The sequence below is a fragment of the Acinetobacter sp. 22301 genome, from assembly GCF_052045285.1.
GTDB classification, from domain to species: Bacteria; Pseudomonadota; Gammaproteobacteria; order Pseudomonadales; family Moraxellaceae; genus Acinetobacter; species Acinetobacter pittii.
Window position 1 is genome coordinate 293638 of the sequence record NZ_JBQEOR010000002.1, and the last position, 22009, is coordinate 315646.

Genomic DNA, 22009 nt, shown 5'->3' on the forward strand with positions numbered 1-22009 from the left:
CTAAATCATTGACCAAAATTTCCAATGACTCTTTTTCTATGGCAAAGCTCACCTTTTTTGTAAGTGAACACTTGTATACTTAGTTACAATTTCACAAGTTATTGTTTTTTAAAACTATAATTAACAAAAAATAACCATATAAGACTTTAGTCGTATTCTACTTGCATTCTTGATGACACATAAATATTCAAAACCTATTTATCAAATGTGCACCTATTTTTATAAGCCATTTCCATATTAGGCACCCATGCTCATGAATTAATGCAAAGGACAATTGCCATGAATATTTCTGATAACAGCCCGCAAGGCCAACTTTCGTCTCAACAGTTTTATCGTCAATACAGTGCCAATGCTTTACTTCCTGAACTAGATTGGCAAAGTATTTTTCCCCACAGCAAGCTCAATGAAGCACATATCAAAGCGTTAAATACAATTTATCAGTGTGCTGTCCCCCTCGCACTTAATGTATTTCATGATCTAAATTTTGATGTATTTGCACCTGCAGCCTATCATCCTCAAGGTTTAGGTTTATTTGATAAATTAGCCCAACAAGAAGAAAATTTCTTAAAAGTTCTTAGTGCTGAAAGTGAAAATCTTGACCATGACACACGCCATCAAATCTGGAGTATGCTACTTCGTGGCGGTGCTGTACTCGTTTTCAAAGCTTGGCTTGGTCATGTCAAACTCGGCGAGAATCAGTTAGATATGACGCAGTTTGATGAATTGTCTGATTTACTCTTTATTAAAACGCACCCAGATCAACTTGCTGAACGTCTACATGTTGATGAAAAAGCAAAACTCGACCACATCTTCTTAATGTATGGCAACGATATTTTCCTTGATCGATTCAACAGCCTAGAAACAGCTGCTCTATTTGTTGATTTAGGTGTTTATGATGCGGCGTTCTTAAGCTTGCGTGATGACCGCGTGGCTGAATATTTAAAAATGAAACGCTATGTGACTCAGGAACAAATTGATGATTTGCAATGCGCGCTTAATCCACTGTACTGCGACAGCTTAACACCAAAGCAAGATTGCCTTGCTTAAGTGGCACCCATAAAAAAGACCTCAATCGAGGTCTTTTTTTCTTTTAAATTTTCTTATCTTCAATATTGAGTGCACTAATTGCCAATACGGCTTGTGTACGGTTTTGCACACCTAATTTTCTAAAGATAGCCGTTACGTGAGCTTTAATCGTTGCTTCTGAAACATCGAGCTCGTATGCGATCTGTTTGTTTAACAAGCCTTCCGCAACCATCATCAAAACACGGAATTGCTGAGGTGTTAACGATTGAATACGTTCGGCTAAAGCAGTTTCATCTGCTGCTCTTGGGTCAAGGTTAAGATTAGATGGCAAGTTAGGTGGTAACCAGATATCGCCTTCTAAGACTTGACGAATCGCTTCACCAATATGGCTTGGATGAGCCGACTTAGGAATATAACCCATTGCACCATGTGCAATTGCACGCTGAATAATTGAAGTTTCTTCATGTGCAGAAACCACAATAATCGGAATAGATGGATACTGTGCTCGTACATAGACTAGAGCCGAAAAGCCTGAAGCACCCGGTAAATTTAAATCGAGTAATACTAGATCAGGTTCTGCCCCATTTTCCAAACGCTCATAAAACTCATCAACCGAGGCTGTTTCATGAATTTGTGCCTGTGGCAGGCTATAACGTACTGCTTGAATTAAAGCATGACGAAACAAAGGATGATCATCAACGATTAAAATATTCATAAGCGATTAAAGTAATCTTGAGCATAAGTATGGCCTATTGTAACCCTACTATTTAGATGAAAGATACGTTCATCTTATCCATTTTTATGCAAAATGTTGATAAATGCAGAACTTAGCCAAGATTTTGAGATGTTTTTTAACTTTTAATCAAAATTAATCTGTTTTTTATATAAGCTTCCTTTTTATTATAAAAAATATATCACCTATAATTATATAAAATAAAAACAGCAACTTAATAGAAAAACAAAGTATAAAAATCCACTATTTATCTTTTATATTTAAAACTGATAAGGTTGACCAATTTCGTTATTTTACAGTTTACCGTCGTTGTTGATTAATAAGTCCAATCTCTTGTTTTAGGCTTAGGAACCAAATTATGACTGGTATCACATCACCAAAACCTTTAAATATCGTTGCTGTTTCTGGTGGCTTAAATACCCCATCTAAAACGGAAAGTCTGGTTCAAGCCATTCTTGATGAATTATCAGAAGCAATCGATATTAAAGTTCACTTTATTAAATTAAGCGAAATCGGGCCTCTATTAGGCGGCGCATTTTATCGCAACCAACTTCCACAGCGCGTACAAGATGACCTTGCAGCAGTTGAAGCAGCAGATGCTTTAATTGTAGGGACACCCGTTTACCGTGCTTCTTTTACAGGTCTTTTTAAACATTTCTTCGATTTTGTTGAACAAACTGCGTTGGTCGATGTACCAGTACTTTTAGCAGCATCGGGCGGTAGTGATCGTCATGCACTCGTACTTGAACATCAACTTCGCCCATTGTTCAGTTTCTTCCAAGCACAAACTTTACCAATTGGCGTATATGCGACAGATCGTGACTTTACTCCGGAATATACGGTGAAAAGCGAGCAATTATCAGATCGTATTACGTTAGCAGTAGCACGCGCATTACCAATTTTAGAATGGGCGCCAGCGAAAGGTAAACGCGCTGAAGTGGTTAAATCTAAATCACAGCAAGCAAATCAAGAGCTTGGTATTAACAAGCAAATTGAGCAAGAAGAAGTATTACCTTCAGCAGCTGTACCAGACCTTGATGCGGCAGAATCTCGTTTGCATCACAAGTCTGGCAAATCATTAACGCATGTTGCCTAAGCGCAATATAGCTAAATAAAAAGAACGAATGGGGAGAGCGAACCATGACGCAATTACAACAACCAATTAAATTTGCTTATTGGGTACCAAACGTAAGCGGTGGCCTTGTAGTGAGTAACATCGAACAGCGTACAGACTGGAGTTATGACTACAATGTTCGACTTGCACAGGCTGCCGAAAACAATGGTTTTGAATATGCGCTCACCCAAATTCGTTTTACGGCTGGGTACGGGGCAGAAAACCAACATGAATCGGTAAGTTTCAGTCATGCATTACTAGCAAAAACTGAAAAATTAAAAGTCATTGCGGCTATTCTGCCCGGCCCTTGGAAACCGGCACTTGCGGCTAAACAACTTGCAACGATTGATTATTTAACTCAAGGCCGTATTGCGATTAACGTAGTGAGTGGCTGGTTCAGAGGTGAGTTTGATGCCATTGGTGAAGAGTGGCCTGAGCATGATGAACGTTATGTTCGCTCCGAAGAATTTATCCGCACGCTAAAAGGAATCTGGACCACCGACAACTATAGTTTCAATGGTAAATACTACCAGTTCCAAAACTACACGCTTAAACCAAAACCTTTGCAAAAGCCTTATATCGAAGTTTTCCAAGGTGGCAGTTCACGTGCTGCACGTGACATGGCGTCTCGCGTATCTGACTGGTATTTCACTAACGGTAATACGGTAGAAGAAATTCAAAAACAAGTCGAAGATATTCGCACTAAAGCAAAAGCCAATAATCACCATGTCAAAATTGGGGTAAATGCTTTCATTATTGCTAGAGATACCGAAGAAGAAGCAAAAGCGGTACTTCAAGAAATTATTGATAAAGCCAACACTGAAGCCGTAAATGCATTTGGAGATGCTACACGTGAAGCAGGTGCTGCTTCACCAGAGCAACAAGGTAACTGGGCAAAATCAACTTTTGAAGACTTAGTGCAATACAACGATGGCTTTAAAACCAATTTAATTGGTACGCCGCAGCAAATTGCAGAGCGTATTGTGGCACTCAAAAATGTAGGGGTTGATTTGATTCTTTCCGGATTTTTACACTTTATTGAAGAGGTGGAATATTTCGGAGAAAAAGTTCTGCCGCTCGTTCGTCAGTTAGAACTTCAACAGGAAAAGGAGGTAGAAATCCAAGCTAAATCAGCCTAAAAAACCCCAGTTAAAACAGCGCAAGATAATAAAAACAATAAATTAAAAATAAAGAATTTATTGGCTCCAAGACTCGGCTTGGAGCTTTATTTTTTAAGATTTTTCGACTTCTCGAATCACAGTTTCAACTGAGTAACGGCACCATTTTGAAAGTTTTTCGATAAATTCATTTAATGCTGCTGGCTCAAAATGGCTTACGATCATATAGCAAGCATTACCCATGACTTTAAAGCATTCATCGATTTGCTCGTATTGCTTCACTAAATTTTCAATTTCTTCAAATGCGCGTTGTTCATTTAAATGCAAATGAATAAATTGCTTATGCGAATATTGCACGGCAATGGTGTAGTTTTTGATAACACCAGCATCCATTAACTGAGCAATTCGAGCGCCCACCGCCTGCCCTGTTCGATGGACACGCTGCCCAATTTCTTTATTTGTCAGACGGGAATCTTGTTTAAGCAATGCAATAATTTTTAGATCAATCGGGTCTAATTCAATATTCATTTTTCATGGCGAAAGAAAACTAGCGTTAATGCTTTCATAGGACTATAGCCGATTTTTCAAGCAGAGAATAATCTTGTTTTATCTCATATCAACAAGAGTGACCTCATGAAACAAGCTCTATTAGTTATCGATGTACAAAATGATTATTTTAAAAATGGCAAAATGGAATTGGTTGGGCCAGATCAAGCGCTCGATAAAATAAAGCAGCTTGAACAATATTTTAATGAGAAAAACTTACCGATTATTTATGTACAACATATTAACCCACCACAAGCGAGTTTCTTTCAAGAAAATACAGATGGGGTTTTACTTCATCCTGAACTTAGTGCTGATAGTGATTCATTAATCGTGACAAAGCATTATCCAAACAGTTTTTTAGAGACCAATTTAGAAGAACTCTTAAAAGCACATCAAATTGAGCAACTCGTGATTACAGGCATGATGACGCATATGTGTATTGATTCAGGTACACGTGCAGCCAAAGAACTTGGCTATCAACCCATCTTAATTGCAGATGCAACCGCAACTCGCGATTTAAGTCATGACGGAAAAACTGTAAAAGCTGAAGACGTACAAACTGCTTTTTTAACTGCGCTAAGTACGTTTGCAAATGTACAAAATACTGCTGACTTTTTAGCAAGCTCTTAGTAGAAAGCAATAAAAAAGCCCCAGATGGGGCTTTTTTAAAATTAGTTCTGCTTATCAGGATAAACCGTTGTAATTAACTGATCTACCACTGCAGGTTCAGCCAAGGTTGAAGTATCACCTAAACTATCTAACTCATTCGCTGCAATTTTTCTTAAAATACGGCGCATGATTTTACCGGAACGCGTTTTAGGTAACGCTGGTGCCCAATGTAGTGCATCAGGTGAAGCCACAGGTCCAAGCACTTTACGTACCCAGTTGATTAACTCTTTACGCAGTTCTTCCGACTCTGGAACGCCCGCTTGCAAGGTCACGAAAGTACAAATACCTTGCCCTTTAATATCATGCGGCATGCCAACTACAGCTGCTTCTGCGACTGATTCATGCGAAACAAGAGCACTTTCAATTTCAGCTGTGCCCAGACGATGACCTGAAACGTTTAAGACATCGTCAACACGACCTGTGATCCAGTAATAGCCATCTTCATCACGGCGAGCACCATCACCCGTAAAATAAGTATTTTTAAAGGTCGAGAAGTAAGCCTCAATAAAGCGGTCTGGGTCACCCCAAATGGTACGCATCTGGCCTGGCCATGAATCTTTAATCACAAGGTTACCTTCAACCGCACCTTCTAGCTCATTACCCTCACCATCTACAATGGCAGGTTGGACCCCAAATAACGGACGTGTTGCTGAACCCGGTTTTAAAGCTGTTGCACCCGGCAATGGCGCAATCAAAATACCGCCTGTTTCGGTTTGCCACCATGTATCAACAATCGGGCAGCGGCCTTCACCAACAACGTTGTAGTACCAATTCCAAGCTTCAGGGTTAATAGGTTCACCGACCGAACCGAGTAAACGCAAGCTGCTACGGTTACTTTCGCGTACAAATGAATCACCCTCTCGCATCATGGCGCGAATTGCGGTTGGTGCTGTATATAAAATAGAAACTTTATGTTTATCGACCACATGACCAAGACGTGCCCATGTTGGATATTGAGGTACACCTTCAAACATTAAGGTGGTCGTACCATTTGCCAGCGGCCCATAAATCAAATAACTATGCCCTGTAATCCAACCGATATCGGCTGTACACCAATACACATCATCTTGTTTTAAATCGAAGACCTCTTTAAAGGTACTGGTTACATAAACTAAGTAACCGCCTGTCGTATGCAACACACCTTTCGGTTTACCTGTCGAGCCCGATGTATAAAGAATAAATAAAGGGTCTTCTGCCTTCATCGGCTCTGGAGGACAGTTTGCATCAACCTCCATAATAATGAGGTGATACCACAAATCACGACCAGGCTTCATTTCAATCGGGTTTGCATTACGGTAAACCACAATCACATTTTCAACACACTCAGTACCCGGCAATGCTAAAGCCAAATCAACATTTTCTTTGAGCGGTAATAGTTTTCCGGCACGTAGACTTGAGTCTGCGGTAATCACCAGTTTAGCTTGGCTGTCTTCAATACGACTTGCTAAAGAATCTGGCGAGAACCCACCAAATACCACACAGTGAACAGCACCAATACGGGCACAAGCTAACATGGCAATTGCAGCTTCTGTCACCATTGGCATATACAGTACAACGCGGTCACCTTTACCAATGCCATATTTCTTTAAAACGTTGGCAAAACGGCAGACTTCATCGTGTAATTCTTTATAAGAAACGATTTTATGACGAGAAGGATGGTCCCCTTCCCAAATAATTGCAGGTTTATGTGGATGTTCTTTAAGATGCCTGTCTAGGCAGTTTGCCGACACGTTCAACTCACCATCAGCAAACCATTCAATTTTGAAATTGTCTTTGTCAAAACTGGTATTTTTAACTTGGGTAAATGGCTTTATCCAATCGACAATTTTAGCTTGCTCTGCCCAGAATTCATCTGGGTTCTCGATAGAGTGTTGATAACGTTTAAAGTAGTCTGCTTCAACAGTACGAGCTGTTTTTTTAAATTCCTCTGGTACTGGATAGATCTCATTCATACGCAACTTCCTTGATCTTGTGCATCCCATCTCGAGACTGTGGCTATTATTTTACTGGATCTTATTTGTATGCCTTTTCAGTATGATGACTCTTTCAAAGTCTAGACAATGCGACTTTGGTCACATATTAACCACTTACTCAAGCATACGAAATTATGAACATTTTTATAAAATTAAGTTGATTTAAAACATTTGTCTATAGCTTTTACTTTTATAATTTTTTCAATATTTGATGGTTTTGATCATCAACAAAGATTATTTTATCTCTCATATGCAACCTAGGAATAAAATAATATGTTTGCCCAAACAACTTCCTCACGCCCACCACAGCTGCCTTTAAAAGATAGCCCTTTTTCAATTCACGGCCGTTTTAACCGTATGAGTTATTTAGGTGGATATGGACTGATTTATTTAGTCACAATCGTGGGTTATTTTATTTTGGCCTCATTTCTTGGAAGTTTTCAGCTTTCAAGTAATTTATTTAATTTTGAGTTTTATAGCTCTCTTTCTGGCCTCAGTGCTTTGGTAGTCTGGGCTTTTTGGCTATTCCTGATTTATTTAAATGTTGTTCTCGTCGTGCGACGTTTGCATGATCTAAATAAAAGTGGTTGGATGGGATTACTACTATTCATTCCAGTTGTTCAGTTCTTTTTTATGATTTATTTACTACTTGCCTCAGGTACAGCAGGTCCAAATCAATATGGTCCATCTCGACCATCAACGTTCATAGAAAAGTTAATGGCTTGGTTTATTTTATTCGCTATTTTAATTAGCCTTATTTCTACCGCAGGCTTTTTTTACTACTTCTCTGGTACCGATACTATAGAAACCCCGTCACAAATCTTACAAAAAGGAACGGAATACTTTTAATTAAAAAACACTTTATTATTCAGATGAACTCATTATAGTAGGCGCACATTTTATCTCCTACTATAATGAAGGCCGATCATCGCTTTCATAATTTTTTAAAATAGAGACTTGTTGTGGCTGATGAACAAAAATCCTTAACGGATGTTGCAAAAAATACAGGCGAACTTTTGCAAGAAGCAGGTACTAAAACCACTCAAACGGTTTTAGCCCATACCGAAAAGTATCATGATGCCTATACCACCATTGATAAAATCGTGGATAGCTTCTGGGAACGTGTGCCTTATATTTGTATTGCGATTATCGTTTTTATTATTTTTTGGCTACTCACCAAATTATTTAAGTTCTTTGTTCGTAAAACCTTAGAAAATCGTTCTTATACGCGCCAAAACCTAGTGTTGGTTCTAAACCGTGTAGGAAGTACGACAATTTTATTTTTTGGATTCTTAATTGCACTTGTCATCATGATCCCGGGTTTTACCCCAGGACAACTTATGAGCGCGTTAGGGATCGGTTCGGTCGCAATTGGTTTCGCATTTAAAGATATTTTCCAAAACTTGCTTTCAGGTATTTTGATTTTATTGAGCGAACCGTTCCGTATTGGCGATTCAATCGTGGTCAATTCACTTGAAGGAACTGTTGAAGATATCCAAATTCGTGCAACATTCTTACGTTCACCAGATGGCCGTCGTATTGTTATTCCAAATGCCACTGTTTATACGAGCGCTTTAACTGTAAATACGGCTTATCAGCAGCGACGTTGTGAGTTTGTAGTCGGCATTGGATATGACGACGATGAACAAAAAGCTAAACAGATTATTTTAGATATTCTTAATAATGACCGAAATGTACTCAGTCAACCAGCTTTCTCGGTTAACGTTACAGCTTTAGCAGATTTCTCGGTTAACCTGACTGTACGTTGGTGGGTTGATACTACTGAAACTGATATGTCCTCATCTACAAGTACAATTCAAGCTCAAGTAAAACAAGCTTTCAATGAGAACGGTATTAATATTCCTTACCCAATTCAGGAATTAAAAATGGCTTCAAATCAGCCACTTTTAAACCCAGAAACATCAACTAAAGAGACGACCTAAAATATAAGAAATAGACGTTTCAGTTCTTAAAATACGGTTGCCTAAGCTCACAGCTTGGCAGCCGTTTTTTGTGAGCAAATCAATTTCATAGGGAATAAAGCCGCCTTCGGGTCCAACGACTACACTGCACGCATGCGGAATATTAACTGGCATGCTCTGCTCGGCATACGGATGAGCCACATAGGCGGGACTTTCCTTTGAAATTAAGTTTGGTAGAACATCTTCAACAAAAGGTTTAAAGCGTTTATATAATTGAATTTCAGGAACAATGGTATCACCTGCTTGCTCAAGACCTAAAGTTACATAGTTATCAAGTTGTTGCAAAAAAGGAGTTTGCCAATAGCTTTTATCTACACGATAACTATGAATCAAACTAATTCTTTCAACCCCCAAAGTCACACTGTCCATAATTAAACGGCGTAAAACTTTGGGCCTTGGTAACGCTACGATTAAATGTACTGGAAGTTTTGCAGGTACTGCTTCTTCAGTGATAGGCCGTATACAAACTTCTTGCTCATTCATCGAAACAATTTCAGTGGTATAGCGTGCACCATTACGAACACCAACTTTTAGATTTTGGCCAACCGTAATATCAAGATGTTCACGCAAATGCTGTAATTGGCGTTTTGAACGGATTGACCATAAATCTGACTGAACATCGTCAGGTTCTAGTAAAACGATATTCATGGTTTTTCGGCCAAATACCGGTTAATTACACCAATATGCTTTTGTAATGAACCTTGGTTACGCTGCAAAACTTTATGCGCCTGCTCTACCACCTGCTTTGCTTCTTCAGGCTCGGCTAAGCATGCCATCCAGATTGCTACAACTTGCTCAGCATCTTGGGCAATGAGCACCCCATTTTCATCAATGAATTCATCAACAATGGTTTGGAAATTAAAGTAACGAGGTCCAATTACGGTTGGTACATTTAAAACCATAGGCTCTAAAATATTATGCCCACCACCCGGTTCATTAAGTGATCCACCCACAAAACACACCAGACTTAAGGCATACCATAACCAAAGCTCACCCATACTATCCGCCAGATAAACCTGTGTACTGGCGTGAATACTATGATTCATACTTCTACGATGAGTAATTAAATCTAGGTTTTGGCAAATTTCAAATACTTCATCAAAACGTTCAGGATGTCGAGGCACGACAATACAAACTAAATCTGGATCTGACTTTAGATAAGGTGCAAGTGCCTGCAAAATTTGTTGTTCTTCTGGCGCATGCGTACTGGCAATTGTTAGGACTTTACGCTGTCCCAAATACCATTGTTGTTGTAATTGCTCAGCCTGATTTATAAAAGTCTCTGGCGCATGGATATCAAACTTAATATTTCCAACTACCTGACTTTTTTGTTGATCTAAACCAAGTTCTACATAACGTTGTCGAGTCGCATTATCTTGTGCCAGCACCCAGTCAATTTGTTTCAGCATTCCAGCAGTTAGCCCTGAAACGCGGCTATAACCTTTTGCTGATTTTTCTGATAATCGCGCATTTAATAATAAACAAGGAACCTGTTCTAGCTTGGCTTGATCAATTAAATTTGGCCAAAGCTCAGTCTCAACCAATGCTAAAAGCTTTGGCTGATATAACTCAAAAAATTGTTTTAAAAGATGCTTTTGATCAACAGGCAAATAAACTGCTTGAAATAGATCTAAATAAGGTGCTTTTAAAAATAATGATTTGGCACGCGCCTGCCCCGTCTTTGTTGTATTCGTAACTAATACAGGTTGACCGAGTTTAAGATAATGCTCGATTAAAGGCTGCGCAGCATTGGTTTCTCCAACCGAAACAGCGTGGAACCAAATTGCTCTTACATTTTTCGGAGACTCAAACGGCCCAAATCTTTCAAGACATTCCTGATTATATAATTCCTGGCTTTCTGCACGTCTTTTTATCCGCCATTGGTAAAAAGGTTTTAATAAATGGAGTGCGGTGTTGTACCAAAAAGGGGTCGCCAAGCGGTTTGCCTCAAATAGTCAAAGTTTAAAACTGGGGAAAATATAACATAGATAGAAAAAATGGCAGAGTTTCGATACCTAAACTCTACCATTACAAGAAAAGCGATTTACTGAGCCCATAAATTAAAGAGGTCAGTAAATCATCTGTTCAAAAAATTACGAAGCTTCTAGTGCTGGATAGTCTGTATAACCTTCAGCACCTTTAGCATATAAAGTTGTTGGTTGAAGTTCATTTAATGGCAAGTCTTTTTCTAAACGCTGTAAAAGATCTGGGTTAGCAATATATGCTTTACCAAAAGATACAGCATCTGCCTGACCTTCACGCAAGATACGTTTTGCTGATTCTGGTGTTAGATTCTCATTGGCAATCCATACACCATTAAATTTTTCGCGAAGTTTAGGACTAATACTATCAGCAGCTTCATATTCACGAGAGAAAATGAAAGCAACATTACGTTGGTTAAGTTGTTCCACTACATAACCAAAAGTTGCTAATGGGTTTTCATCACCCATATCGTGTGAATCACCACGCGGTGCAATATGAACACCTACTCGGCCAGCGCCCCACACTTCAATAAATGCATCAACGACTTCTAATAATAAACGTGCACGGTTCTCAACAGGACCACCGTATTCATCATCACGTTGGTTGGTATTACTTTGAAGGAACTGGTCAATTAAATAACCATTTGCTGCGTGTAATTCAACACCATCAAAACCTGCTGCTTTAGCCAGTTCTGCTGAATGTTTGTACTGAGCAATAACTTCTTGAATCTCTTCAATTGAAAGTGCACGCGGTGTTACATACGGACGTTTAGGACGTAATAAACTCACTTCACCCGCAGGTTGAATTGCACTTGGTGCAACAGGAATCTCACCATCTAAAAGTTCAGGATGCGAAATACGGCCTACATGCCAAAGTTGAGCTACAATTTTTGAACCTTGAGCATGAACTGCCTCAATAATTTTATTCCAAGCTTGTGCCTGCTCTTGTGACCATAATCCTGGGGTATCTGCGTAACCCACAGTTTTTGAACCAATTACTGTTGCTTCGGTCAAAATTAGACCAGCATTTGCACGTTGTTGATAGTATTCAACCATTAAATCATTAGGCACTCGGCTTTCACCACTACGCGCACGCGTTAATGGAGCCATTACCAATCGATTTTTGATTTCAAAATCACCAACCGTTAAAGGAGTATTGAGTTCAGCCATAATCGCCTCGACTTACACTTTTAATAATTTAAAGTGTTTGTTTTAAATGTTCGATATATTGCTGAATCAAAGCTTCGTTACGTGAAAAATAAGACCATTGACCATATTTTTGGACCTGAATAAGCCCCGCCTGTTGTAACACAGACAAATGATTAGACATCGTAGACTGAGCTACTTTACCCAAACGTTCAATATGACCTGCGCAAACACCCTTCTCAAAACTACCACCACACTCTTCCACCGGTAAATAATGCGCAGGTTCTTTTAACCATTGCAAAATTTGCCGACGTAGAGGGTTGGAAAGGGCTTTGCTAATTGCATCAATATCCATAGGCTCAACACGTCTTTTAAACGAACAAAGCTTTGTTCAGCATTTCGAAAACATAATATCGCATTTTTTCGATATTCATATCTATTTTTTTCGATATTCATATCGCATTTTTTCGATTAACATTCGAAGGCTGAACTGCTTTGCCGTTTTAATCGCTAAAAATCCAAGAGTTCTACATATTCATAGATGAACTGTATTTAAACTAAAAGTTCAGCAGACTCTTATAAACCTTGTTTTAAACTCGCTTCGATAAAACGATCAAGGTCACCATCAAGAACAGCACCTGTATTAGAGTTTTCAACACCCGTACGTAAATCTTTAATACGAGAATCATCTAATACATATGAACGAATTTGGCTTCCCCAACCGATATCAGACTTAGAGTCTTCTAGAGCTTGAGCTGCTTCATTACGTTTTTGCATTTCCAATTCGTACAAACGTGCACGTAACTGTTTCCATGCGTGGTCACGGTTAGCATGTTGCGAACGCTGGTTCTGACACGCTACTACAATACCTGTTGGGATGTGAGTCAAACGCACAGCCGAGTCGGTTTTGTTAATATGCTGACCACCTGCACCAGATGCACGGTATGTATCGGTACGAACATCAGAAGGATTGATATCAATTTCAATATTGTCATCAACCTCTGGGGAAATAAATACCGCAGAGAATGAAGTGTGACGACGGTTGCCACTGTCAAATGGTGATTTACGAACTAAACGGTGTACACCTGACTCTGTGCGTAACCAACCGTAGGCATATTCACCTTCCACACGTATAGTTGCTGATTTAATACCAGCTACGTCACCGTCAGACACTTCCATAAGTTCTGCTTTAAAGCCATGACGTTCAATCCAGCGCATATACATGCGTAAAAGCATAGACGCCCAATCTTGTGCTTCAGTACCACCTGAACCTGATTGAATCTCTACATAGCAAGGATTCGGGTCCATCGGGTTGCTAAACATACGACGGAATTCAAGTTTAGCCAGTTCATCTTCGGCAGCACCAAGCTCAGACTGAACATCTTCAAGCAGGCTTTCATCGTCGGCTTCTACAGCCAAATCTAACATCGCTTTTGCATCTTCAAGCTGTGTAGATAAGCCATCCAATACATTAATAACGTTTTCTAGTTCACCTTTTTCTTTCGCCATCGCCTGAGCGCGGCTTTGATCATTCCAGATCGCAGGATCTTCTAACTCACGTAAAACTTCTTCTAAACGTTCTTTTTTCAGATCGTAGTCAAAGATACCCCCGTAGTGTTTGGCTACGATCAGTTAAGTCTTTCAATTGGTTTAGATAAGGATTAATTTCCACGCGAGTGTTCCCATAAGAGCAGATAAACAGTCAATTATTTTAGCATAGCTGCGGTTATCTACGAACCCGCTTTGTATTTCTCATCATATTTCATCAATTTGATTTATAAATTTTCTTCAGTTCAATTTAAGATTAATTGGTAACATCCTCATACAAAATTGGGTACTTTTACAGCATTTTTTATGATCTACACAAAATATCCTCAATTTTAATAAAATAAAACATTATGATTTTATATTTTAAAATCAATATCTTAAATTAAATTAGTTTACATAAATAGCACACGGTTACAGTACGGTTACTTGCGCAAGATTGACGACAAAGCTTTTTCGTCTAGACTAAAAGTTGTAACAAAACATTTATAAAATCGCTTTTTAGAGGGGAGAGATTCCATGAAAAAACTAGCAATTGCATCAGCTCTTTTATCTGCACTCGCAGTGAGTGGCGCAGCAAACGCTTACCAAGCTGAAGTTGGTGGTTCTTACAATTATCTTGATCCAGACAACGGTAGCAGCGTAAGTAAATTCGGTGTTGACGGGACTTATTACTTTAATCCTGTTCAAACTCGTAATGCTCCACTTGCTGAAGCAGCTTTCTTAAGCCGTGCAAGTAACGTTAACGCCCTTATCAACTATGGCGATAACAGCGGTACAAAAGATACTCAATATGGCGTAGGTGTTGAATATTACGTTCCTAACTCAGATTTCTACCTTAGCGGTGATGTAGGTCGAAATGAGCGTGAAGTCGACAACACTAATATTGACAGCAAAGTAACTACTTATGCAGCTGAAGTAGGTTATTTACCAGCTCCAGGTTTATTACTTGCTCTAGGTGTTAAAGGCTACGACGAAAAAGACGGTAAAGACGGCGCTGATCCAACAGTTCGTGCTAAATACGTAACTCAAGTAGGCCAACATGACGTAAACCTTGAAGCGTTCGGTGCGTTCGGTGACCTAGACGAATATAAAGTTCGTGGTGACTACTACATCGACAAAACTTTAAGTGTTGGTGCTGATTACTACAACAACGACTTAACTGATAAAGATGAATTTGGTATCAATGCTAAAAAATTCTTAAATCAGCAAGTAAGTGTTGAAGGCCGTGTTGGATTTGGTGATAACGACAACACTTATGGTGTTCGTGCAGCATACCGCTTCTAATCAAGCCTAAAGTCATAAAAAATCCGCTCAATTGAGCGGATTTTTTTATTGGTTTAAATGTACGATGCGTAATTGTAAATTCACATTGCCATTAAATGCATTACGATCTATTTCATAGACCAAATGTACATAATCCCGCATTGGGTCAAACTCAAAACGGCCCACTGCATTAAAAGCAATTGCATCAAAACTGTATTGGTCGAGTGCTAATTTAAGCTTCAAATGCGTTTCTTTAAGCCAGCGATAATCAACAACTTTAAAATGTCCTTCAAATTGTGGGAAAGGGAATTTTTGTCCCCACGGTCCTAACTGTTCTATCCAGTCTAAAGTGTCGAGTTGTAAGGCAGAAGCAGGGAGTTCTCCATCTGTCCATAACGTTGCTTGAAACAGAGATTCGTCCATGGTTGCAATACAGCCAACAAAAACAGTTTTAAAAGCTTCAAAGTTTTCTTTACGTATAGTTAAACCCGCTGCTGCTGCATGACCACCGAAATGACTCACCAATTCTGGATGTTGTTCAGCAACCTGTTCAATCGTATCTCGAATATGCACGCCATCAATTGAACGTGCAGACCCTTTTATATGAATACCATCTTCATCAGGTGCAAACACAATAGTGGGACGATGAAACTGCTCTTTTAAACGCCCCGCTACAATCCCAATCACACCTTGATGCCAGTTTTCTTCGAAGAGTATAAGAGCTGGAGGAACGTCTTCCTTTGAGAGCTGCAAGCTATCTAAAGCAGACAAGGCTTGTTGCTTCATCTCCCCTTCGATTTGACGGCGCTCTATATTTAATTGATTTAACTGTCTCGCGATTGGATAGGCAGATTCCATAGTGTCAGCTAATAAACATTCAATGCCTATACGCATGCTCTCCATGCGTCCAGCAGCGTTAATACGCGGACCCAAAACAAAACCTAAATCTTGTGCACGCAAAGATGATGCCTCACGGCCAGCAATATCTAGCAACGCCAATATTCCGGCTCGGCATTGATGTTGTTGAATACGTTTTACACCTGCATCGACCAAAATACGGTTGTTATAATCTAGAACAGCAACATCCGCATAAGTTCCTAAAGCAACCAAGTCTAGATATTGAGTGACTTTACTTGTACTTTTGTTTTGCTTGTTACGTAAACTTGCTAAATTGGCCAGCACATAAAATGCAACTCCAACACCTGCAAGCGCCTTACTTGGGAACTCACAACCTAACTGATTTGGGTTTACAACTGCTTCTGCAAGCGGTGTTTCTTTAGTGGTTAAATGGTGATCTGTAATAACCACTTGCATGCCCAGTGCGTGTGCCGCATCAACACCAGCATGGCTGGAAATCCCATTATCGACAGTAATTAATAAATCGGGTTGATAAGTTTGATGTGCAAGCTCTGCAATTGCTGGAGTAAGTCCATAACCGTATTTAAATCGGTCTGGAACCAAATAGTCGACTTGTGCTCCCATATCGCGAAGCACCAATACCATTAACGCTGTACTGGTTGCTCCATCGGCATCGTAATCACCGACAATAACAATTTTTTTCTGCTCATCAATAGCTTGATCTATTAAGGCCACAGCTATCTCTAATCCCTTGAGCTGTGGAGCTAATAAATTCTTAAGCTTTAACTCTAATTCCTGTTCAGATTGTACCCCACGCCTTGCCAAAATTTCGGCAATAAACGAAGGCACGCCCTGAAATTGTTCAGGGCGTGTCAATAAAGGTCTTTGTTTGATTTGTATTTTTGTCATTTAAGGCATCAGTCGGTGCAGCATCCATTGACCGTCGATTTTTTCATAACTCAAGCGGTCATGTAAACGATTTGGTCGCCCTTGCCAGAATTCATAATAATCTGGCTGCAGACGATAGCCTCCCCAGAACTCTGGCTTATCAAGCACTTCACGACTGGTAACTTGCTGTTGTAAGTCTTGAAAACGTTGCTGTAACAGCTCTCGGCTTTCAATCTTACCACTTTGCGGCGTACTGATATGCGCTGCAATCTGGCTATCACGCGGTCGTTTACGATAGTAATCTGTAGATTCTTGCTCAGCAATTTTGACTACATGACCACCAACTCGTACCTGACGCTCTAGACTTGGCCAGTAAAATAATAATTCGGCATATGGATTTTCTGCCAAATCGATACCTTTTTGACTGTCATAGTTAGTATAAAAATCATACCCAGCTTCTGTAGACCCACGTAACAAAACTGTTCGAACATGAGGTCTGCCATTCGCACTTGCTGTCGCTAATGACATTGCATAGGGTTCATGCAAATTGGCTGCTAGAGCATGGTTAAACCAACCAAGAAACTGCTGATGAGGATTAGATTCAACCTGCCCCTCATGCAATTCTCCTTGCTCGTAGCTTAAGCGTAATTCACTTAAATCTTTAATGACATCACTCATGTCATGCACCTTATGCGACTTGTGCTTGTGAACGAACTGAATCTGCTAAATGCTGAGCTAAAGCATTCACTTCTTGCTCATCATCACCTTCGACCATAACACGAATTACAGGCTCTGTTCCTGACTTACGAATCAAGATTCGTCCACGTCCTTTGAGCTGTGCTTCTGCTTTATCAAACTCGGCAACCAATGCAGGGATAGAATATGGATCAAGCATTTGTTCTAAACGTACATTCACAAGAATTTGTGGGAATAGTTTAAAGTCTTGAACCAGTTCATGAAGAGCCTTATTTTGCTCGACCATCACGGTTAAAACTTGAAGTGCTGCAATAATCGCATCACCTGTCGTACTCTTGTCTAAAGTTAGAATATGGCCAGATGGTTCCCCACCAGTAACCCAACCATTTTCTTCTAGGGCTTGTAATACATAACGGTCACCAACCTTAGCACGTACAAAACCAACATTCGCTTTTTCAAGTGCGACTTCGAGTGCCATGTTACTCATGACAGTACCCACTACGCCTGCTGGCTTATTTTGAGCCTGAGTCGCTAAAATATATAAGATATGGTCACCATCAATTAAGTTACCAAACTTATCCACCATTACGACACGGTCAGCATCACCATCAAAGGCAATCCCTAAATCTGCTTGGTGCTCAACGACAGCTTTTTGTAGGTTTTCAGGATGTGTTGAACCACAACCTTCATTAATATTTAAACCATCTGGCTCATTATATAAAGCAACAACTTTTGCCCCTAACTCACGAAAAACCGAAGGACCAACGCTATATGCTGCACCATGAGCACAGTCCAATACGATCTTTAAATTATTTAAGTCAAAGTGGTAAGGGAAAGTAGATTTACAAAATTCGATATAGCGACCATTCGCATCATTTACACGGACACTTTTACCTAAGTTCGCAGTGTCTTCAATAAATAAATCTTTTTCTAATTCTTTATTAATTTCTTCCTGCAATGAATCTGGTAATTTTTTACCTTCACTTGAGAAAAATTTAATCCCATTATCAAAATATGGGTTGTGCGATGCAGAAATCACGATACCTGCATGCGCATGTAAAGCACGAGTAAGGTGCGCAATTGCTGGGGTTGGTAATGGGCCAAGTAAATGAACATATACGCCAGCAGCGTTTAACCCCGCCTGCAAAGCAGACTCTAAAATATAACCAGATAAACGAGTGTCTTTTCCTAATACAACAAGTGGCTTATTTTTTGGACTCGTTCGTTTTAATACCTTCCCTGCAGCAAAACCGAGTTTTAAAGCAAACTCTGGAGTAATAGGCATTTGCCCAAATTTTCCACGAATACCATCCGTTCCAAAATAACTCATAGCTTATCTCATTTTTACGCCACTTCAGCCGTGGCTTACTTCATATATGGCCATTCCGCCATATTTCTTTTCGTCAGATTTACTTTACACCAAAAACAAAAAGCCGTCAGTGTAATGACGGCTTTCTTGATTGTTTTGGTTACGAAAATCTAACCAACACGATAGTTTGGAGCTTCTTTAGTAATCGTTACATCATGGACATGTGACTCAGACATACCAGCTGAAGTAATTTTCACAAATTTTGCATTTTGGCGAAGATCTTCAATCACAGCCGAACCTGTATAACCCATCGATGAACGTAAACCACCCATCATTTGATGAACGATGTTACCCATTGGGCCTTTATATGGGACACGACCTTCAATGCCTTCTGGTACTAACTTCTCAGCACCCGCTTTTGAATCTTGGAAATAACGATCAGCAGAACCAGTTGCTCCCGCCATTGCACCTAATGAACCCATACCACGATATGCTTTGTAGTAACGACCTTGGAAAAACTCAACTTCGCCCGGCGCTTCTTCAGTACCCGCAAGTAATGAACCAACCATGATCGTACTTGCACCCGCACCGATCGCTTTTGCCATATCACCAGAGAAGCGGATACCGCCATCTGCAATTAAAGGAATTTGATCTTTTAGTGCACTAGCAACGCTGTCAATCGCAGAAATTTGTGGCATACCGATACCAGCTACAATACGTGTTGTACAGATAGAACCAGGGCCAATACCTACTTTTACAGCATCTGCACCTGCATCTAATAATGCTAATGCAGCATCACCAGTTGCAATGTTGCCACCAATCACTTGTACTTGAGGGAAGTTTTGTTTCACCCAACGTACACGTTCAATTACACCAGCAGAGTGACCGTGTGCTGTATCAACAACAATTACGTCAACACCAGCTTCAACCAATGCTTCCACACGACTTGGTGTATCAGCACCTGTGCCTACCGCAGCACCAACACGTAAACGCCCAAGATCATCTTTACAACTGTTTGGATAGCTCTCAGCTTTACGGAAGTCAGTTACTGTAATTAAGCCTTTAAGTTCGTTGCTCTCACCAACGACCAAGACTTTTTCAATACGGTGTTTTTGCAATAATGCTTGAATATTTTCTTTAGACTCGCCTTCACGTACAGTTACTAAACGATCTTGGCCTGTCATGATGTTGCTAACAGGTTGTTCTAAATTGGTTTCAAAACGCGTATCACGGCCTGTCACAATACCAACAACCTTGCCATCTTTAACAACAGGTACACCACTAATGTTATTAGCAGAGGTAATTGCAATCAGTTCACGTACTGTAGTTTCTGGCGTTACAGTGATAGGATCTTTCACCATACCCGCTTCGAATTTTTTCACACGGCGTACTTCTGCAGCTTGAGCAGCAATATCCATGTTTTTGTGCAAAATCCCGATACCACCATTTTGTGACATAGCAATCGCCATACGTGACTCAGTCACTGTATCCATTGCCGCTGAAACTAATGGGATATTTAAATGAATGCCGCGAGTTAAACGTGTCTTTAAAGAGACATCTTTTGGGAGAACAGTAGAGTAGGCAGGAAGTAATAAGACATCATCGAAGGTTAGCGCTTCTTGAACGATGGTCAGCATAACAATCTCACTGGTAAATTCCGTGAGCTATTATAAACAAATTTCAATGCAATTTTCATATTATCTTTGCCTTTTTCAGCAATAGATATTTGCCTACTCTAAATATTTCCCACTTATTATTGTGTTAGCTCATATTTAACTCACCTGATCATAGTCATGATCATTCTCAGAATCGGCTGGATTAACACGAATAAGAGGAATAAGCTGGTGCGCCAAACGAGCTTTATTACACTGCTCATCTCCCACCTGCACTTCTCTACAGGTAGAACTACGTACAGCATAAATAGAACACCCCACCTCTTTACCAATTTCACCGGTCAAAGCCTGACAACGTGGCTGAACCCGATTAGTTCCACGCATACAAGAATAAACAGGTGTTAAAGGTTCAACTAGATGTTCATCTATTAACTCGGCCTCAGCCCAGTAAAATGAAACCCGAAAATGTGCACAACATGCCCCACAGCGTAGGCACTCATCTGGAGTCGCAACTTGAGATAACATTTTATTCAAATTCTCGTCATCAAAAATTTTTCTGCGACGAAAAATACTAAAAAAATTTCAATTCCGACTCAAGATAATGGACCTCATTTTTTAAGTTGGACAACTAAAAACTTGTTCTGTCATCAAGTCGACACCACAAGGTAAAACCTCAATCCAGTCTAAAAACTGGTTAATCATTTCTTTACCCATAAATGGACTACCGTGCTGAGGCACAATCATTTCGATATCCATCTGGCGCACCATGTTGACCCACAAACGGATAACTTTATTGGAACACATATAGCGTTGGTGAAAAGCCTTCATTTTCATGACATGCGTATCAAAATCTTTTAAAGGCTGATTAGCATCTTCAACAATCGAGGCACCCATATCGCCAGAAAATAAAATTTTGGCAACTGGATCATAAAACTGAAAATTACCCACCGAATGTAAGAAGTGAGCTGGAACTACCACAAGCTTGGATTCTCCTAGAGTAATCACTTGGCCGCGGTCGGGTAATTCAATAAGACGGTCTTCCCAATTCCCTTTCATACGCTCACTCATAAATGAGGAATTTAGGTGTGGTAAAAAACGTGCCCATAATTTTGATGCAACGACTTTAGCATCGGTATAAACCAGCCAGCGTGGCATTGAGGTAATAATGTCCGGATCTTGATGCGAGGCCATCACATAGTCCAGATTTTTCAAACGTGTATATTTATTTAATTCCATCGTTAATGGAACATAGGTCAAATCGCCACCTGGATCGATTACAGCAGCACGTTCATGATCAATAATTAAAAATTGATTGGCTTGGATGCCTTCCCCTTTGACCAAACTGGTAAAACTAATACATTTATGTACGCCATTATCAAATAATATCTGTGATGTTGTTTTTTCAAACCCCATAAAATTCCCCAAAAAAAACTTTAAATATTAGATATTTTTATATCCATAATAAAATAATGGGATTCAACAACTCATGCAATGAATTACTTTATCTTTCTCATAATATTTTAAAATTGATTTTGATTTTCTTAT

At 39.7% G+C, this 22009-nt stretch carries 21 protein-coding genes; 7 read left to right on the top strand and 14 right to left on the bottom strand.

What is annotated here, in order from left to right:
- The first annotated feature begins 279 nt into the window (after positions 1-279).
- Positions 280-1047, top strand: coding sequence for a hypothetical protein (locus ACTJJH_RS05650; RefSeq protein ID WP_068564529.1), 768 nt, complete (start codon positions 280-282; stop codon positions 1045-1047).
- A 43-nt stretch (positions 1048-1090) separates the two neighbouring features.
- Here the strand turns inward: ACTJJH_RS05650 and ACTJJH_RS05655 are convergent, their stop codons facing one another.
- Positions 1091-1741, bottom strand: a complete 651-nt coding sequence (locus tag ACTJJH_RS05655) for a response regulator (protein WP_002122041.1) — start codon at positions 1739-1741, stop codon at positions 1091-1093.
- 376 nt (positions 1742-2117) lie between these two features.
- Between ACTJJH_RS05655 and msuE the strand changes: the two genes are divergently transcribed.
- Both msuE and sfnG read left to right on the top strand, forming a co-directional pair.
- On the top strand, positions 2118-2855 hold the full coding sequence (msuE, locus tag ACTJJH_RS05660; RefSeq protein WP_005066848.1) for an FMN reductase: 738 nt from the start codon (positions 2118-2120) through the stop codon (positions 2853-2855).
- A gap of 44 nt (positions 2856-2899) precedes the next feature.
- Positions 2900-4012, top strand: a complete 1113-nt coding sequence (gene sfnG / locus ACTJJH_RS05665) for a dimethylsulfone monooxygenase SfnG (protein WP_440600860.1) — start codon at positions 2900-2902, stop codon at positions 4010-4012.
- A 93-nt stretch (positions 4013-4105) separates the two neighbouring features.
- On the opposite strand, the gene ACTJJH_RS05670 is transcribed toward sfnG, so the two are convergent.
- Complete coding sequence (locus tag ACTJJH_RS05670) at positions 4106-4519, bottom strand: Lrp/AsnC family transcriptional regulator (RefSeq protein WP_005066843.1); 414 nt, start codon at positions 4517-4519, stop codon at positions 4106-4108.
- Between the two features lie 105 nt (positions 4520-4624).
- On the opposite strand from ACTJJH_RS05670, the gene ACTJJH_RS05675 reads away from it, so the two are divergent.
- On the top strand, positions 4625-5167 hold the full coding sequence (locus ACTJJH_RS05675; RefSeq protein WP_141314696.1) for a cysteine hydrolase family protein: 543 nt from the start codon (positions 4625-4627) through the stop codon (positions 5165-5167).
- Positions 5168-5208: 41 nt separating this feature from the next.
- Here ACTJJH_RS05675 and acs read toward each other — a convergent pair whose 3' ends face one another.
- On the bottom strand, positions 5209-7158 hold the full coding sequence (gene acs / locus ACTJJH_RS05680) for an acetate--CoA ligase (RefSeq protein WP_317799976.1): 1950 nt from the start codon (positions 7156-7158) through the stop codon (positions 5209-5211).
- 294 nt (positions 7159-7452) lie between these two features.
- Here acs and ACTJJH_RS05685 point away from each other — a divergent pair, with 294 nt between their 5' ends.
- Both ACTJJH_RS05685 and ACTJJH_RS05690 read left to right on the top strand, forming a co-directional pair.
- Positions 7453-8028, top strand: a complete 576-nt coding sequence (locus tag ACTJJH_RS05685) for a DUF805 domain-containing protein (RefSeq protein WP_440600861.1) — start codon at positions 7453-7455, stop codon at positions 8026-8028.
- 113 nt (positions 8029-8141) lie between these two features.
- Positions 8142-9122, top strand: a complete 981-nt coding sequence (locus ACTJJH_RS05690) for a mechanosensitive ion channel family protein (RefSeq protein WP_005078641.1) — start codon at positions 8142-8144, stop codon at positions 9120-9122.
- On the opposite strand, the gene ACTJJH_RS05695 is transcribed toward ACTJJH_RS05690, so the two are convergent.
- From ACTJJH_RS05695 to prfB, 5 genes are all read right to left on the bottom strand, one after another.
- Entirely contained in the window at positions 9102-9809 is a 708-nt protein-coding gene (locus ACTJJH_RS05695) for a 16S rRNA (uracil(1498)-N(3))-methyltransferase (protein WP_440600862.1), read from the bottom strand. The genes ACTJJH_RS05690 and ACTJJH_RS05695 overlap by 21 nt on opposite strands.
- Positions 9806-11098, bottom strand: a complete 1293-nt coding sequence (locus ACTJJH_RS05700; RefSeq protein ID WP_440600863.1) for a 3-deoxy-D-manno-octulosonic acid transferase — start codon at positions 11096-11098, stop codon at positions 9806-9808. The genes ACTJJH_RS05695 and ACTJJH_RS05700 overlap by 4 nt, the downstream gene beginning before the upstream one ends.
- 156 nt (positions 11099-11254) lie before the next feature.
- Positions 11255-12313, bottom strand: a complete 1059-nt coding sequence (locus ACTJJH_RS05705) for an alkene reductase (RefSeq protein ID WP_005078650.1) — start codon at positions 12311-12313, stop codon at positions 11255-11257.
- 28 nt (positions 12314-12341) lie between these two features.
- The gene (locus ACTJJH_RS05710; RefSeq protein WP_002121891.1) at positions 12342-12644 is read right to left on the bottom strand and encodes an ArsR/SmtB family transcription factor; all 303 of its coding nucleotides are present in this window, start codon (positions 12642-12644) and stop codon (positions 12342-12344) included.
- A gap of 221 nt (positions 12645-12865) precedes the next feature.
- Positions 12866-13961, bottom strand: a protein-coding gene (gene prfB, locus ACTJJH_RS05715; protein ID WP_099475557.1) for a peptide chain release factor 2 whose coding sequence is annotated in 2 segments (ribosomal slippage) — positions 12866-13888 and positions 13890-13961 — 1095 coding nt in all. Because the reading frame shifts where the segments join, the coding sequence is not laid out codon by codon here.
- 392 nt (positions 13962-14353) lie between these two features.
- Between prfB and ACTJJH_RS05720 the strand changes: the two genes are divergently transcribed.
- Entirely contained in the window at positions 14354-15121 is a 768-nt protein-coding gene (locus ACTJJH_RS05720) for a putative porin (RefSeq protein ID WP_005078653.1), read from the top strand.
- A 45-nt stretch (positions 15122-15166) separates the two neighbouring features.
- Here the strand turns inward: ACTJJH_RS05720 and recJ are convergent, their stop codons facing one another.
- From recJ to ACTJJH_RS05750, 6 genes are all read right to left on the bottom strand, one after another.
- Complete coding sequence (recJ, locus tag ACTJJH_RS05725) at positions 15167-16867, bottom strand: single-stranded-DNA-specific exonuclease RecJ (RefSeq protein WP_440600864.1); 1701 nt, start codon at positions 16865-16867, stop codon at positions 15167-15169.
- Positions 16868-17524 (bottom strand): pyridoxamine 5'-phosphate oxidase, encoded by a 657-nt coding sequence (gene pdxH / locus ACTJJH_RS05730; protein ID WP_284090690.1) that lies wholly within the window; start codon positions 17522-17524, stop codon positions 16868-16870. It abuts the gene before it with no gap.
- Positions 17525-17534: 10 nt separating this feature from the next.
- A complete protein-coding gene (gene glmM, locus ACTJJH_RS05735; protein WP_086264725.1) occupies positions 17535-18872 on the bottom strand; it encodes a phosphoglucosamine mutase in 1338 nt (445 codons plus the stop codon).
- A 149-nt stretch (positions 18873-19021) separates the two neighbouring features.
- A complete protein-coding gene (guaB, locus tag ACTJJH_RS05740; RefSeq protein ID WP_002121951.1) occupies positions 19022-20488 on the bottom strand; it encodes an IMP dehydrogenase in 1467 nt (488 codons plus the stop codon).
- Between the two features lie 135 nt (positions 20489-20623).
- Entirely contained in the window at positions 20624-20989 is a 366-nt protein-coding gene (locus tag ACTJJH_RS05745; protein ID WP_086264723.1) for a YkgJ family cysteine cluster protein, read from the bottom strand.
- A gap of 90 nt (positions 20990-21079) precedes the next feature.
- The gene (locus tag ACTJJH_RS05750; protein ID WP_440600865.1) at positions 21080-21877 is read right to left on the bottom strand and encodes an MBL fold metallo-hydrolase; all 798 of its coding nucleotides are present in this window, start codon (positions 21875-21877) and stop codon (positions 21080-21082) included.
- Positions 21878-22009: the final 132 nt, after the last annotated feature.